The following is a 14,835-nucleotide window of genomic DNA, read 5'->3' on the forward strand; positions in this document are numbered from 1 at the left end:
GAGGCAAATGTCTATAATATTACCAAACTTTAGAGTCTAATTTCCCGACTTACGACAATATTGGTGACATTCCGTAGGTTGGAATTTGTAGCAATAAGACCGCCATTAATACCAATACTATCCCACCTACGAACTGTAAGCCGATCGCACCAAATGATGTTGTATGTGACGTGTTCGCGCCAAGATATCGAGATACAATTTTTTTGCCCGAGAGGGTCATGAGTGCGATCGTTGATGTGGTTAAGGCGGTGCCAATTGACATCAAAAATGCGCTGACCACGCCAAGCCAGTAAGCACTGACGATATTCGCAAACAGTAAGGCCATAATCGCACCGGTGCAAGGGCGAATACCAATGCTAATAATAATCCCTAAGTATTCACGTAAGGTCGATGCTTGGTTGATAGCGTCTGCGCCAATTACGTGTTGATGTCCACAGCCACATTGGCCATCTTTGTCATGCTCATGCTCATGCTCATGCTCATGCTCATGCTCATGCTCATGCTCATGTGAACGATGGACAGTGACGGGTTTGGTTCGCATGTGCTGCCAAATTTGTCGCAGGCACCGAAATACAATGATAGCCCCGAGTATTCCCATTGCGTAAAAGCTCAAGCTAATGAAATGGTTTGCTTCACTGTTGACTTCTCGCATGGTGGAATTAAAAAATACCAGCAGGATACTGACCAACGCGATGGCCACTATGGCTTGGAGAAACGCTGATAATACAGTGAGCACCAAGCTGACTTTCACCTTGGTTGGGTGCGTAGCCAGATAGGTGGTGACAATCATTTTTCCATGTCCCGGCCCAACAGAATGTAATGCACCATAGATAAAGCTAAATCCGGCTAAATAAAGTCCTGCGGTGACGCTATGCGCTTTCGCTTGATACAAGAGATCCGTCAGCTGCATGTTGATCTCACGCTGCCATTTGATGCTGTTCAAAAGAATAAATGGCCAAGCTTGCCATAATATATAGCCCACGCCGCATAGGAAAATCAGCGCTGCGGCAGCGCTCGCGTAGCGGCGAAATTGATGACGCTGAATAGGTAAATTAGAGGTGTTCATGTTCAAGGTCCTACTTATTCGCTTTGGTTGAAGCTGGTTTTACATGGCAGTGGAACTCTACCGTCTGGGTAAATAATTGCCCGAGCGTGTTATCTGGATCAGCCTCAGCAGGCAAAGACATGGCGTAGCTGACTTCCTCGGGAGTTGGGTTGGCAGGAATTAATTTGGTCGAGCATGTTTTAGCAAGCTCTGGCGACAGAGTGATATCGCTGCTTTTATCCCACGTCATATCCATGTAATAAGTTGGCTCAAAGATGTGCAGTTTGATGGAGTCTTTGGTTACTTTCTTTGGATGAGCCAGTGGTAGCTCAAAGGTTAGCGTTGCTTTCGGTCCATTTTGGGTCAGCTTGCCCTTTCCAGCCACTAGGTATTTTATTGGCGTCGTTTTATCGTAGAAGTAAGTGTAGTAGTGGCTGTTGAGCAGGTTTTTCATCACCGAATCGGCCACTTTTTGCATGGTCGCTTTCTTATGTGAGGGTGACATGTCCTCCCCATCAAACATGTAGGCGGTTGTCATGGGGTCAAAAGTCCAAGACAGTTTGAACCCTGTGATGGTATCCGTTGTGCCCTGGACATAGGTTTTCATATCAACCCAAGAATGAGGGTGTGCTTGGCTGACGTTAGGAAATAGCAGAGCGAGTGCGGGCGCGCATAGGCAAAATAGTTGTGTTCGTACTTTGCGCTGCGGCCAGTGGGGCGGTCGGGATAAAAAGTTTCTCATGATTTTTCAGTCTGTATGAGGAAAGCGAAGAGTAAAGGTGAATATTATCAAAAATATGCTCGATTACGTTATTACATCCTTCGTTAATATAAAAGCAAAAAACACGTCAAATTCCTGTTTCTTACTGTGTTAGCAGCCTTATGATCGTGGCTTATTTTTAACCGAGATCCTTGCAGTCATTGGACGTGTGAGTGTAAAGGAAAGTAAATAAGAAAGATTTAAACTGTCAGCGTGCGATAATCCTTCGCCAGAATAGAGTGGGAATAAGCTCGTGTCTGCATTCCTTTTCAGCTTAACTTTCGGGATTTTATTATATGAGACATAAAAAACTTGCCTCTGTTACTGCGTTAGTACTGGTTTCAGCGATTGGCGTCGGCTATTTCAATTTGGAGCAAACACCACCCAAACGGGTGATGAGCCGTACCCAAGTTGAAACTCAGCCAGTGACGACGAAAAACTTAACCGATCAGGTGTCTGGATACGGCACGATAGAATCGAGCGATTACGTTGTGCTGAAAAGCTTGCAAACTAATAAAATCACGGCGATTAAGTTCAGTGGCGGAGAAACGGTCACATCCGGACAAACTTTGCTTGTGCAAGATAGCCGTACGGCGAGCGCTCAAGTTGAGCAAGATCAAGCACAGCTCACCCAAGCAAAAAATGAATGGCAAAGACAAGCGAATCTAATGAAGAAAGGGCTGGTTTCTCAAAGCGATTATGATGACGCTTACAGCGCGTACAAACAAGCGGTTGCTCTGCTGGCGCAAGATACCGCGCTGCTATCAGAGCTCACTATTAAAGCACCATTTTCAGGCGTGATCAGCACTACTGACTTCCATGTTGGTGATGTACTGGACTCTGGCAGCAATATTGCCACTTTATATAATCCGAATCAGCTAACTGTGACCTATCAATTGCCTTCTTCACAACGTTCTCACTACAGCGTTGGTCAAACCGTCATGGTTCAATCTGAAATGGAGCTTGCCTCTCAAGCGAGCGGCAAGGTGACCTATATATCTCCGAATTTAAGCAGTGGATTAATCACGCTAAAAGCGGACTTAGCGACAGGCGCGATGTTTACTCCGGGGCAAAACGTGAAAGTGGTGCAACAAACTCAGCAAATGAACAATCAAGTTGTCATCCCAACTGCTAGCCTATTGACTAGCCTCGAAGGCGCGCAAGCGTATGTTGTGGAAGAAGGTAAGGCGGTGATGCGTGATGTAACGGTTGGCAATTATTATGATGGTTACGTACAAATCTTATCTGGCTTAAAAACCGGTGATCAGTTGGTCACCAATGGCCAAAACTTCCTGCATTCTGATGAGCCTGTTGAAGTGAACAACAGTGCTAACAGGGCTAACGGTGCAAAGGATAGTCAGCATGTTCAGGCTTCAGGCCATAAGGGTGCACCTTCGAAACAAGGCAAAAGGCCACAGGAGGCGCAGGGATGAAGCTGACCGAACTTTGTGTGCGTAGGCCTGTTCTTTGCACCGTATTGTGGTTGATACCTGTGCTGATTGGAGTCATTGTCAGCCAGAAGCTGCAGCTCAGATACACTCCTCAAATCGCCCAATCCAAAATCCAAATTTCCGCCAAAGATTCTTCGTTGGCGGCGCAGAATATGATGACCGAAGTGCTGATTCCGATCCAAGATGCCATTGCTGGCACGGAAGGCATCGCCCATATGACTGCTCAAGCTCGCAGCGGTAAAGGTTCGATTACGATTGATGTCGCCGATGGCGTTGATGACGCTGGTGTGGATACACTGGTTAGTGAAATTAACAACGATATTTCGACGATTCAAAGCAAGCTACCTGATGATTTAGATCCTACAGTCAGCAAGTCAGATGACGAAGGTATGCCCGCGATGCTGATAGGCTTAAAGCCTGGCCCGAATCAAGCGGAATATGAGTTCCGTCAATATGGCATTAATACTCTGCTACCGAGATTGGAGCAGTTGCCTTCCGCGGGTTCGGTGAGTGTGGCGCCTGATGCAAGCCAATCGGTTCTTATTTCTCTAAACCCTGACAAGATTCAGCATTACGGTCTTGATCTCAATAGCGTGATTAATAAAGTCAGCGATGAAGATGACATTACCGCGATCAGTGGCAGCACTGCGGGTTCACATAGTCAGTATGAGATGATCTCAAATGGAGCTATCGATAGCTTAAACAGCATCAAAGATACGGTGATTGCCAATTATCAGTCGCAGCCTGTCCGCTTATCTGATGTTGCAGATGTCACCATAGGCTCACCGGGGAATACGCCTGATGTGAAGCCCTTAATCGATTTCTCCGATAAAAACGCCATGCTGTTCGTGCTTAACCCTCAGTATACCGCGACGGCAAATGCCCTTGTGTTGTCTGAACAAGTGCATTCACTTTTGGATACTATTCAGTTACCAAGCGGTATGACAGCGTCTGTTTTACTGGATAAAGCGAACTTTATTTCTAGCTCTCTCTATGATGTGTATTTAGCGATTGGTTTGGCGGTCTTGCTGGTTGCGGGTGTGATTTGGTTGTTCCTTGGCAGCTTGCGCATTGCGTTAATTCCTGTGGTTACCATTCCTGTCTGCTTGGCGTGTTCTTTTATTATTATGCAGGTAGCGGGGTTTAGTATTAACTCGTTGACCTTGCTGGCGATGTTGCTCGCCGTCGGGCTGGTGGTGGATGATGCAATCGTCGTTACCGAAAACGTGCACCGTTTGTTGCAGCATCATTCGTCAGTGCGCAAAGCGACCGTAATTGCTTGTCGCCAGATTGGATTTGCCATCATTGCCACAACGCTCACACTGGCAGCCGTGTATATTCCGGTTGGTCTCGTTGATGGCATCACTGGGCAATTGTTCAAACAATTTGCCTTCACCTTGGCAGGAACCGTGATTGTCTCGGGTATCGTTGCGCTGACGCTATCACCGATGATGAGCAGCCGTATGATGAACCACAAACCTGCGGGTCGGTTCGAAAGTTGGATCAACGATCGCTTAGATGGTCTAGCGAATGTTTATCATCGCGTACTGTCGGCAACGATTGATTACCGTAAAACCACTTTGCTGGTACTCGTGGTGGTATTTGCTACAAGCTACTGGCCATTGACCCAAACGCCTTCAGAGTTAATTCCAGCGGAAGACTCGGGTTCAATCTTTATGTTTCAACCGTTAACTGGCAGCAGTGATGACGCGACCCAACAAAAAATGATCGACAACATGAACGATAAACTGGGCAAAATCCCTGGCATCGCACATGTGGCTATCATGGCGAGCTCCGATTTTATTCGTGGCTTTGTTACGCTGAAACCGTGGGACGACCGTTCGCAAAGTGCTGAGCAAATTAGCCGAGAGATAGATACGGCGTTGAGGCAAGGCGGAAACTTTGTCTTTACTGGTGTGATTCCGGCAGTGGATACAGGCAGCGGTAGCAAGGGTAACAGTGGTGGTATTGATATCAATGTGACCAGCTCATCGAGCTATCCAGTGTTATCTAAGCAAATGACTAAGGTTGCGCAAGAGCTTGAGAAAAATCCGATGTTTTCTCATGTCAGAAATGCACTGACCTTTGATAGCAACCAGTTCAACATTAATATCAATCGCGTTACCGCCTCGCAGTACGGCGTGTCCTTAGGCGATATACAAGATGTATTGAAAGTGGCGCTGAGTGGCAAAAGTTTTGATAACGATATGAGTTATCAAGGCGTGAACTACTCTCTCTACGTGCAAATGAAGAAGAGTTTCATTTTAACGCCTGACTCAATCAAAGAGCTTAAGATAAAAAGCAATACAGGGCAGCTCATTCCTTTAAGCGAGCTCGTTACGCTGAAAAGCGAAGTCGGGCCTAGAACGATTGAGCAATACGACCGCGCGACATCAGCATCACTGTCGGTTCGCTTGGCTAATGGGGTAAGCATGGGGCAGGGCATAGAAGCCGTTAACCAGATGTTGCCAAATATCATGCCGTCAGGTGTTAATTATCATTATATAAATGACGCAGAGCAATACCTACAGAGTAACAACCAGATGGTGTTCGTGTTCGCCGCTGCTCTCATCTTCATTTATATGGTATTAAGCGCTCAATTTGAAAGTGTGGTGGATGCGTTTGTCGTGATGCTGTCTCTGCCTATCACGCTCTCTGCCGCGCTTTGGGTGCTGTACTTTAGTGATTACACCTTGAATGTGTATTCACAAATAGGCTTGGTGACGTTAATCGGGTTGATTTGTAAACATGGTATCTTGATCACCGAGTTTGCGAACGAATTGAAACGGGAAGGAAGAACCCCACGAGAGGCCATTTTATTGGCCACTAAAACACGTTTACGGCCAATACTTATGACCTCCTTAACCATGATTCTAGGCGCTGTCCCTTTGATGATTGAATCTGGTCCGGGCGCGGTGTCTATGGGCTCTCTAGGAATTATCATTATCTCTGGTATGGCGATAGGGATTGTCGATCCGTTATTTGTTGTCCCAAGTGTTTACTTGATGGTGCAAAAGTTAAAACGTCCAAGTAAGCAATCGGAAGACGAGGAAGTCGAATTTGATGAGATTATCCCGCCGAAAAGCTCTTGATAGAGTGAATAGTTAGCATTTTTTGCTGAATAAAGCCGTAGCATGTTTGCTGCGGCTTTTTTGTTACGTGATATTTTATCCATGTATTCATTCGCCTATATCCGATAGATGCCAGAGCGGCTTTTCTCTCATTGTGTTTTTGCTACCTTCCTACATGACTTCGTAACCACCTCCTTTCCTGTAGTCTCCACAGAGAATGAGCGATAAGAATAATTTTTCCATCTTTTTCAACATGTTCCACTGTCAGTTTTGGGTAAACTCCTTGTCATTACCAGATCAAAACCTGATCCAAGTCTAATTTATAGACGATGTTACTGGAGTTTTTATAATTAGTGGTTCTTTTGTCTTAAATGTTGCGCTTGTGTGGTTTTTTTAAATTATCTGCAACATTTCTATGGCAAATGTGCCGGATGATTGGTAACGTTTGCTGTCATCTTATGGGGTGTTTAGAGTTTTCTGCTTAATATTAATGCGAATTACACCTAAATCACTGGCAGCCGTTGTTAGTGCCCAAAAAGAGGAATTCACGGATGCAATACAGAAAGTTTGGAGTTTAGTTAATGTATAAAAATAAAATTATGAAAGCATTTTGGTTCAGCGCGGGGTTAGCTGTGGCCGCTACATCAACCTTGTCTTACGCAGCAAACGTTCCAACGGGGACTAAGCTTGCCAAAGTGCAGGAGTTAACTCGGAATAATGGCTCAGAAGTCGCCACTATTGACCCACAAAAAGTGGAAGGGGTTCCGGGCTCTAACGTTGTTCGTGACCTTTTTGAAGGCTTAGTGATTCAAGACGGAGATGGCAATATCATCCCAGGTATTGCAAAGAGCTGGGAGACCAAAGATAACAAAACTTATATCTTTCACCTTCGTGATGCTAAATGGTCGAATGGCGATCCAGTGACCGCAGAAGACTTCGCATACAGCTTCCGCCGTGCCGTCGATCCAAGCACTGCTTCTCCGTACGCATGGTACGTTGAGATGACCACCATGAAAAACGCTGCGGCAATTATCAGCGGTAAAAAAGATAAAAGCACATTGGGCGTAAAAGCCATTGATCCACATACGCTAGAAATTCAACTCGATAAGCCAATTCCGTATTTCGTTAAGATGATGTCACACACCACTATGGCGCCGGTGCACAAAGCGACGGTTGAAAAGTGGGGCGACGAGTGGACTAAGCCTGAGCACTTTGTGAGTGATGGCGCCTATGTGCTTAAAAAGTGGGTCGTGAACGAGCGTATGGTGCTCGAGCGTAACCCAGAATACTGGGATAACAAAGATACCGTTATCAACCAAGTCACTTATTTACCAGTTGAAAACCGAGTGGCTGCGATGAACCGATTCTTGGCTGGTGACATGCAGATCACATACGAGATGCCGATTGAGCAATATCGTCGCCTGAAGAAAGAACATCCAGAAGATATTAAGACTACGGGCTATTTGTGCTCTTACTACTACGGATTCAATACATCGCGTAAGCCGCTCAACGATGTCCGTGTGCGCGAAGCGTTATCTTATGCCATCGATCGTAACATTATCGCTAATGCTATTATGGGACAGGGGCAAAAACCTGCTTATGATTTCACGCCAGATATCGTCGCGGGCTTCACGCCGAAGCGCCCAGCGTATGCAAAACTGACTCAGAAAGAGCTCAACGAAAAAGCGGTGGGGTTGCTAAAAGAGGCGGGCTACGACAAATCTCACCCATTAAAGATTACGCTGCTTTACAACACGGCGGATAACCATAAGAAGATTGCCACCGCAGTTCAATCGATGTGGAAGAAAACATTGGGTGTGGATGTCACACTTGAAAACGAAGAGTGGAAAACTTTCCTTGAAACCCGTCGTGAAGGTAACTTCGATGTCACCCGTGCTGGCTGGTGTGGGGACTACAATGAAGCCTCGACTTTTTTGAATGTCTTGATGTCCAATAATGGCAACAATGACTCCAGATACTACAACAAAGATTACGATGCGATCATGAATAAAGCTATGGTGGTGACAACTGAAAAAGAGCGTAACAAGTTGTACAACCAAGCTGAAATGATGCTTGCTCGTGATATGCCAGTCGCGCCAATTTATCAGTATGTAAACTCTCGCCTTGTTTCACCGACCGTGGGTGGTTATCCAATGCATAACGCGCAAGGTAATATCTACGCTAAAGATCTGTATATCAAAGCGAAATAATATCGCTCGATATTCTAATAATAAATGAAATCACGACCTACATACCCCAGCTCTAGATGCTGCGGTGTATGTAGTGTCGTACCTAAATTTGCAATGTCACAGACCGAAAGAGTGAGCTCATGCTTAAATTCATAGCCAAACGATTACTCGAAGCGATACCGACTATGCTGGTATTGATCACCATATCGTTCTTTTTAATGCGTTTTGCGCCCGGAAATCCATTCTCTAGTGAACGTCCGCTACCACCGCAAGTAATGGCCAACATCAACGCCAAATACGGCCTAGATAAACCAGTTTCTCAACAATATTTTACTTACTTATCCAATGTCCTCCGTGGCGATTTCGGCCCGTCTTTTAAATACAAAGATTATACAGTGAACGAGCTGATCTCAGGGGCATTGCCTGTCTCCGCCAAGATTGGTTTTACTGCTTTTATTTTCACTGTGATCATGGGGGTATTTATCGGCACCATAGCCGCTTTGAAGCAAAATACTTGGTTTGATTACACCATAATGTCCACCTCCATGCTCGGGGTGGTGATGCCTTCCTTTGTGTTGGCTCCGGTACTCATATACGTTTTCTCGATACGGCTCGGTTGGTTCCCCGCCGGGGGCTGGATGGACGGATCGTTTAAATACATGGCGCTGCCGGTGCTCGGGATGTCACTGCTCTATATCGCGACCTTTGCGCGTATTACCCGTGGCTCGATGATTGAAACCCTGAATAGTAACTTTATCCGCACCGCCCGTGCGAAGGGGTTGAGTTATCCTTATATCGTGGTGAAGCACGCTCTTAGACCGGCTCTACTGCCAATCATTTCTTATATGGGACCAGCGTTCGTCGGCATTATCACGGGTTCGGTGGTGATCGAAACCATTTTTGGCCTGCCGGGCATCGGTAAGCTGTTCGTTAACGCAGCCTTTAACCGAGATTACTCCTTGGTGATGGGGGTGACTATCTTGATCGGTCTCTTGTTTATTTTATTCAACGCCATCGTCGACGTGTTATTGGCCTACGTCGATCCGAAGATCCGCTATTAAGTTAAGGTGCCGTTATGTTAACCAAAAAAGAAAACTTACAAGCGATTGAAAATTTTTCGGAAAATCTCGAAATTGAAGGTCGCAGCTTGTGGCAAGATGCCCGCATTCGTTTTATGCGTAACAAAGCCGCTATGGTGAGCTTGTGCATTCTTGTATTGATAACCTTGGCCGTGATTTTTCTGCCAATGATTGCGCCGTATACTTACGACGATACTGACTGGTATTCGATGCATGCCGCGCCGTCTCTTCAGCACTATTTTGGTACTGATAGCTTAGGGCGTGACTTGTATGTTCGAACCTTAGTGGGTGGTCGAATCTCCATGATGGTCGGCGTATTAGGTGCGTTAGTGGCCGTGGTGATTGGTACCCTTTATGGAGCCGCTTCTGGCTTTATCGGTGGTCGTACTGACCGCGTGATGATGCGTATCCTAGAAATCTTATACGCTATCCCATTCATGTTCTTGGTGATTGTTTTAGTTACCTTCTTTGGCCGCGATATTATCCTGATTTTCGTCGCCATTGGTGCGATTGCTTGGCTAGATATGGCGCGAATTGTTCGCGGACAAACGCTGAGCCTAAGAAATAAAGAGTTCATTGAAGCGGCGCAGGTCTCCGGTGTGAGTAATTGGAGAATCATTACGCGTCACATCGTGCCAAACGTATTGGGCATTGTGGCGGTGTATTCAACGTTACTTGTGCCAAACATGATTTTGACTGAATCTTTCTTATCTTTCCTTGGCCTTGGTGTGCAAGAGCCGATGACCAGTTGGGGCGCATTGCTTCAAGAAGGCGCCAGCACCATGCAAGTGGCGATTTGGCAGTTGGCTTTCCCTGCCGCCTTTATGATGGTTACGCTATTTTGCTTCAACTATGTTGGCGATGGTCTGCGCGACGCGCTTGATCCAAAAGACAGATAAAGAATAAGGAAAGAATGATGAGCTTATTAGATGTCAAAGATCTGCGCGTAGAGTTTACTACTCATGATGGTATTGTCACCGCAGTAAATGATTTGAACTTCTCCTTAAAGCAAGGAGAGACATTGGGAATTGTCGGCGAGTCAGGCTCGGGCAAATCTCAAACGGTATTTGCCCTGATGGGACTGCTGGCTAAAAACGGTATTATCTCGGGAAGCGCCAAATTTGAAGGCAATGAGATCTTAAACTTGCCTGAGAAAGCACTGAACAAAGTGCGCGCTGAACAAATAGCAATGATTTTCCAAGATCCAATGACTTCGCTTAACCCTTATATGAAGGTAAGCGATCAGCTGACGGAAGTCCTGATCCTACACAAAGGGATGAGTAAGTCACAAGCGTTTGAAGAATCAGTACGTATGCTGGAAGCGGTAAAAATTCCAGAAGCTCGTAAGCGTATCAACATGTATCCCCATGAATTTTCAGGGGGGATGCGCCAGCGAGTGATGATTGCAATGGCGCTGTTATGTAAACCCAAGCTTCTGATTGCCGATGAGCCAACCACCGCGTTAGATGTGACCATACAAGCGCAGATCATGGATTTGCTAAATGAGCTGAAGCAAGAGTTTAATACCGCAATCATTATGATCACGCACGATCTCGGTGTTGTTGCTGGGTCGTGTGACAAAGTATTGGTGATGTACGCAGGGCGAACCATGGAATATGGCACGGTGGATGAGATTTTCTACCAACCGACTCACCCCTATGCAGAAGGCTTGCTGAAAGCTATTCCTCGCTTGGATACCGAAGGAGAGATCCTACCAACGATTCCAGGTAATCCACCTAACTTATTGCATTTACCACCGGGGTGTCCTTATCAAGACCGTTGTCACCGAGTTGGTGACCGTTGTAAAACTGAATCACCAATCCTGACCCCATTTGCAGATGGGCGTAAACGTGCATGTTTTTCTGATTGGGAGTCTTGGGGCAAATGATGGCAGATAAACAATTATTACTCGATGTAAAACAGCTTAAAGTCCACTTCAGTATTGCGTCTAAATCCGCTTGGCCGTGGGCTAAGCCTTCAAACCTGAAAGCCGTTGATGGTGTTAACGTGCAACTATATGAAGGTGAAACTCTTGGTGTGGTAGGTGAATCTGGTTGTGGGAAATCGACCTTTGCTCGCGCAATCATCGGTTTAGTGGAGGCAACGGAAGGCGAAGTTGTCTGGCTTGGGCAAGACTTGACCAAAATGAAGGACGTTCAGCGCCGTGAAACGCGTAAAGACATTCAGATGATTTTCCAAGATCCTTTGGCGTCTCTTAACCCACGTATGACCGTCGGCGACATCATTGCAGAGCCTTTGCAAACGTTTTATCCAAAGCTCAGCAAAGATGAAGTGAAAGCGCAAGTTAAGGAAATGATGACTAAGGTTGGCTTGCTGCCCAACGTAATCAACCGTTATCCTCATGAATTTTCGGGTGGACAGTGTCAACGTATCGGTATTGCTCGTGCCTTGATTCTCAAGCCGAAAATGATCATTTGTGATGAACCAGTGTCCGCTCTTGATGTATCGATTCAGGCTCAGGTAGTCAACCTGTTAAAAGAGCTGCAAAAAGAGCTGGGTTTAAGTTTGGTGTTCATTGCGCATGATTTATCGGTCGTGAAACATATATCTGATCGTGTGTTGGTTATGTATCTGGGTAATGCGGTTGAACTTGGTGAAGCTGACTCTTTGTTCGCTGATCCTAAACATCCTTATACTCGTGCTTTGATGTCTGCGGTGCCGATTCCGGATCCAAAACTTGAGCGCGCAAAACAGATAGAGATGTTAGAAGGGGACTTACCATCTCCTATCAGCCCGCCATCAGGTTGCGTGTTCCGTACCCGTTGCCCACAAGCAACGGCGGAGTGCTCGAAAACTAAACCTATGATGGAAGGATCTAGCGTGCATGCGGTGTCTTGTCTGCATTCACACATCTAACAGCAAGTTCAGCCTGTGACAGGCGTCAGCGCGGCCGCGATATCGGGCCGCGCTTTTTTATGCGCTAATATTTTTATGCGCGAATATAGTGCAGGGATATGTTTCTATTTTGGTGCATTCTATCGACTCCCCCCGATAGTTATATTTTCTCTGTCTGCTGAGAAATAAGACTCACCTTTAATCACGATCAAAATAAAATTAAAGGTTAGATTCTCTATCGACGCACTGTTGGTTGAATTTTGTTCGTTTTTGCATGTGGCATATAGTATATCGTATGAATTATTTGTATATTAATCACTATTTATAATATTTGGTGTTTTTTATATGTTAAATGCCCATAAATTATATTTCGCAATAATGGGTTAGCGTTCGGTAAATAATGTGGATGAGTTAAAGTATATCTGGCGTGTAAATTGCTATGTTACAAAATGTAAGTGATAAAGTTATTTTCAATACATAAAAATAAATGAAATTAATAACTCTTACTGAAAAACAATCAAATTACTTAAGCGCAGAGATGGGAAGCTTTCAAATGTCACATTATGCAGCCGCGTTACGCCATAGAGTTTACGTAATAGAGTTGCTCTAGATGCCGTTCTAGATAGGTGACGTTGAGCATGAGCATTGAGCGGAAAATAAATACTTGGAGTAAATAATGTACAAAAACAGAATAACCAAAACTATTCTAATTGGCGCAGGGCTGTCTCTAGCGACGCTGACGACTGCCTCTTTTGCCGCGGTAGTGCCAGCAGGGACACATCTAGCAAAAGAGCAACAGTTGGTGCGAGGCAATAGAGCAGAGCCTGCAACGCTGGATCCGGGGTTAGTTGAAGGGATTCCCGGTACCAACGTTGACAACGATCTGTTTGAAGGATTGGTTACTCAAGATGCTGACGGTAACACTATCCCGGGGGTAGCGAAGAGCTGGGATACTAAAGATAACAAGACCTACATATTCCATTTACGCAAGGACGCTAAATGGTCAAACGGCGAACCTGTCACCGCTGGTGATTTTGTGTTTGCACTAGAGCGAGCGGTCGATCCGGCAACGGGTTCTCCGTATTCTTGGTATATCGAAGAAAGTAATATCAAGAACGCATCGGCCATTATTGATGGCAAGAAAGGTAAGAACACACTTGGCGTAAAAGCAATTGATGCCCACACTTTGCAAATCACCCTTGAATCGCCACTGCCTTATTTTGTGAAAATGCTCGTGAACGGTGTGATGATGCCAGTTTATCCGCCTGCGATTAAGAAATGGGGCGATAAGTGGACACAGCCAAAACACATGGTCAGTAATGGCGCGTATGAATTGGAAACACGAGTAGTGGGTGGCCGTATCGTATTGAAACGCAACCCACACTACTGGGACAATGAACATACGGTGATCAATCAAGTTACGTTTTTGCCAGAAACCGATCAGGTCGCTTCAATGGACCGTTTTCTAGCGGGCGGTATGCAAATGACGTATGCGATGCCGTTAGAACAATATCACCTGATGAAAAAAGAACACCCACAAGAGGTGAAGACAACGGGTAATCTATCGATTTATTACTATGGTTTTAACACCACTAAGAAACCGTTTAACGATGTTCGCGTCCGAAAAGCGCTGTCTTATGCTATCGACCGTAATATCATCGCCAACGCTATTTTAGGACAGGGTCAGCTTCCGGCTTACAATTTAACGCCAGATATTATTTCAGGTTTCAAGCCGGGTGAACCAGCTTGGGAGAAAATGACGCAAAAAGAGCGCATCGCTAAAGCGCAGAAATTGCTAAAAGAAGCAGGCTACGACAAAGCTCATCCATTGTCTTTCTCTTTGTTGTACAACACGGACGCGCAAAACAAGAAAATTGGTGTTGCCATTCAAGCGATGCTGAATCAAGAGCTTGGCGTGAAAGTGACCTTGGAGAATCAAGAGTGGAAAACGTATCTGCAAACTCTACAAGAAGGCAACTTCCAAGTCGCTCGTCAATCGTGGACAGGGGATTACAATGAAGCGTCGACATTCTTAAACCTTATGACAACGGGTAATGCTGAGAATAATAGTAAGTACCACGACAAACAGTACGACTCGTTGATCAAGAAAGCGATGCAAGTAACAAGCACGAAAGAGCGTAATTCACTTTACCATCAAGCGGAAAATATACTTGCGAGGGATATGCCAGTCGCGCCTATTTATCAATATGTTACAGCGCGTTTGGTTTCTCCTACAGTGGGTGGTTATCCGATGAACAATGCTCAGGATAATATATACACTAAAAACCTTTATATGAAAGCGAAAAGTTAACCTTGCTCTCATAGTTGTTTGATTGAATGAAGATCAGCGCGGCCTCTTATTTTGAGGTCGCGTTTTTTATTGA

The 14,835-nt window shown here is 45.4% G+C and carries 10 protein-coding genes; 8 read left to right on the forward strand and 2 right to left on the reverse strand.

The features are described 5' to 3' along the window. Positions 1 to 49 precede the first annotated feature (49 nt). Together L4C34_RS01600 and L4C34_RS01605 are read right to left on the reverse strand one after the other, a co-directional pair. Positions 50 to 1,066, reverse strand: coding sequence for a nickel/cobalt transporter (locus L4C34_RS01600; RefSeq protein ID WP_428787588.1), 1,017 nt, complete (start codon positions 1,064 to 1,066; stop codon positions 50 to 52). A gap of 10 nt (positions 1,067 to 1,076) precedes the next feature. After that, the gene (locus L4C34_RS01605; protein ID WP_428787589.1) at positions 1,077 to 1,787 is read right to left on the reverse strand and encodes a DUF1007 family protein; all 711 of its coding nucleotides are present in this window, start codon (positions 1,785 to 1,787) and stop codon (positions 1,077 to 1,079) included. Between the two features lie 314 nt (positions 1,788 to 2,101). On the opposite strand from L4C34_RS01605, the gene L4C34_RS01610 reads away from it, so the two are divergent. The 8 genes from L4C34_RS01610 to L4C34_RS01645 all read left to right on the forward strand — a co-directional run bounded on the left by L4C34_RS01610 (position 2,102) and on the right by L4C34_RS01645 (position 14,762). Continuing rightward, a complete protein-coding gene (locus L4C34_RS01610) occupies positions 2,102 to 3,238 on the forward strand; it encodes an efflux RND transporter periplasmic adaptor subunit (RefSeq protein WP_428787590.1) in 1,137 nt (378 codons plus the stop codon). Then, on the forward strand, positions 3,235 to 6,348 hold the full coding sequence (locus tag L4C34_RS01615; RefSeq protein WP_428787591.1) for an efflux RND transporter permease subunit: 3,114 nt from the start codon (positions 3,235 to 3,237) through the stop codon (positions 6,346 to 6,348). Before L4C34_RS01610 ends, L4C34_RS01615 begins: the two co-directional genes overlap by 4 nt. Positions 6,349 to 6,908: 560 nt before the next feature. Beyond that, a complete protein-coding gene (locus L4C34_RS01620) occupies positions 6,909 to 8,537 on the forward strand; it encodes an ABC transporter substrate-binding protein (protein WP_428787592.1) in 1,629 nt (542 codons plus the stop codon). Positions 8,538 to 8,656: 119 nt separating this feature from the next. Then, positions 8,657 to 9,577, forward strand: coding sequence for an oligopeptide ABC transporter permease OppB (gene oppB / locus L4C34_RS01625; RefSeq protein ID WP_428787593.1), 921 nt, complete (start codon positions 8,657 to 8,659; stop codon positions 9,575 to 9,577). Positions 9,578 to 9,591: 14 nt separating this feature from the next. Beyond that, complete coding sequence (gene oppC / locus L4C34_RS01630) at positions 9,592 to 10,494, forward strand: oligopeptide ABC transporter permease OppC (RefSeq protein ID WP_428787594.1); 903 nt, start codon at positions 9,592 to 9,594, stop codon at positions 10,492 to 10,494. Positions 10,495 to 10,511: 17 nt separating this feature from the next. Next, complete coding sequence (locus L4C34_RS01635; RefSeq protein ID WP_428787770.1) at positions 10,512 to 11,483, forward strand: ABC transporter ATP-binding protein; 972 nt, start codon at positions 10,512 to 10,514, stop codon at positions 11,481 to 11,483. After that, positions 11,480 to 12,472: a murein tripeptide/oligopeptide ABC transporter ATP binding protein OppF gene (oppF, locus tag L4C34_RS01640; RefSeq protein WP_428787595.1), complete on the forward strand. Its 993-nt coding sequence runs from the start codon at positions 11,480 to 11,482 to the stop codon at positions 12,470 to 12,472. The genes L4C34_RS01635 and oppF overlap by 4 nt, the downstream gene beginning before the upstream one ends. 655 nt (positions 12,473 to 13,127) lie before the next feature. Further along, positions 13,128 to 14,762 carry a peptide ABC transporter substrate-binding protein gene (locus L4C34_RS01645; RefSeq protein ID WP_428787596.1) on the forward strand — a complete coding sequence of 545 codons (1,635 nt, stop codon included), beginning with the start codon at positions 13,128 to 13,130 and terminating at the stop codon, positions 14,760 to 14,762. Positions 14,763 to 14,835 lie beyond the last annotated feature (73 nt).

Source organism: Vibrio profundum (assembly GCF_050337555.1).
Classification (GTDB): Bacteria; Pseudomonadota; Gammaproteobacteria; order Enterobacterales; family Vibrionaceae; genus Vibrio; species Vibrio profundum.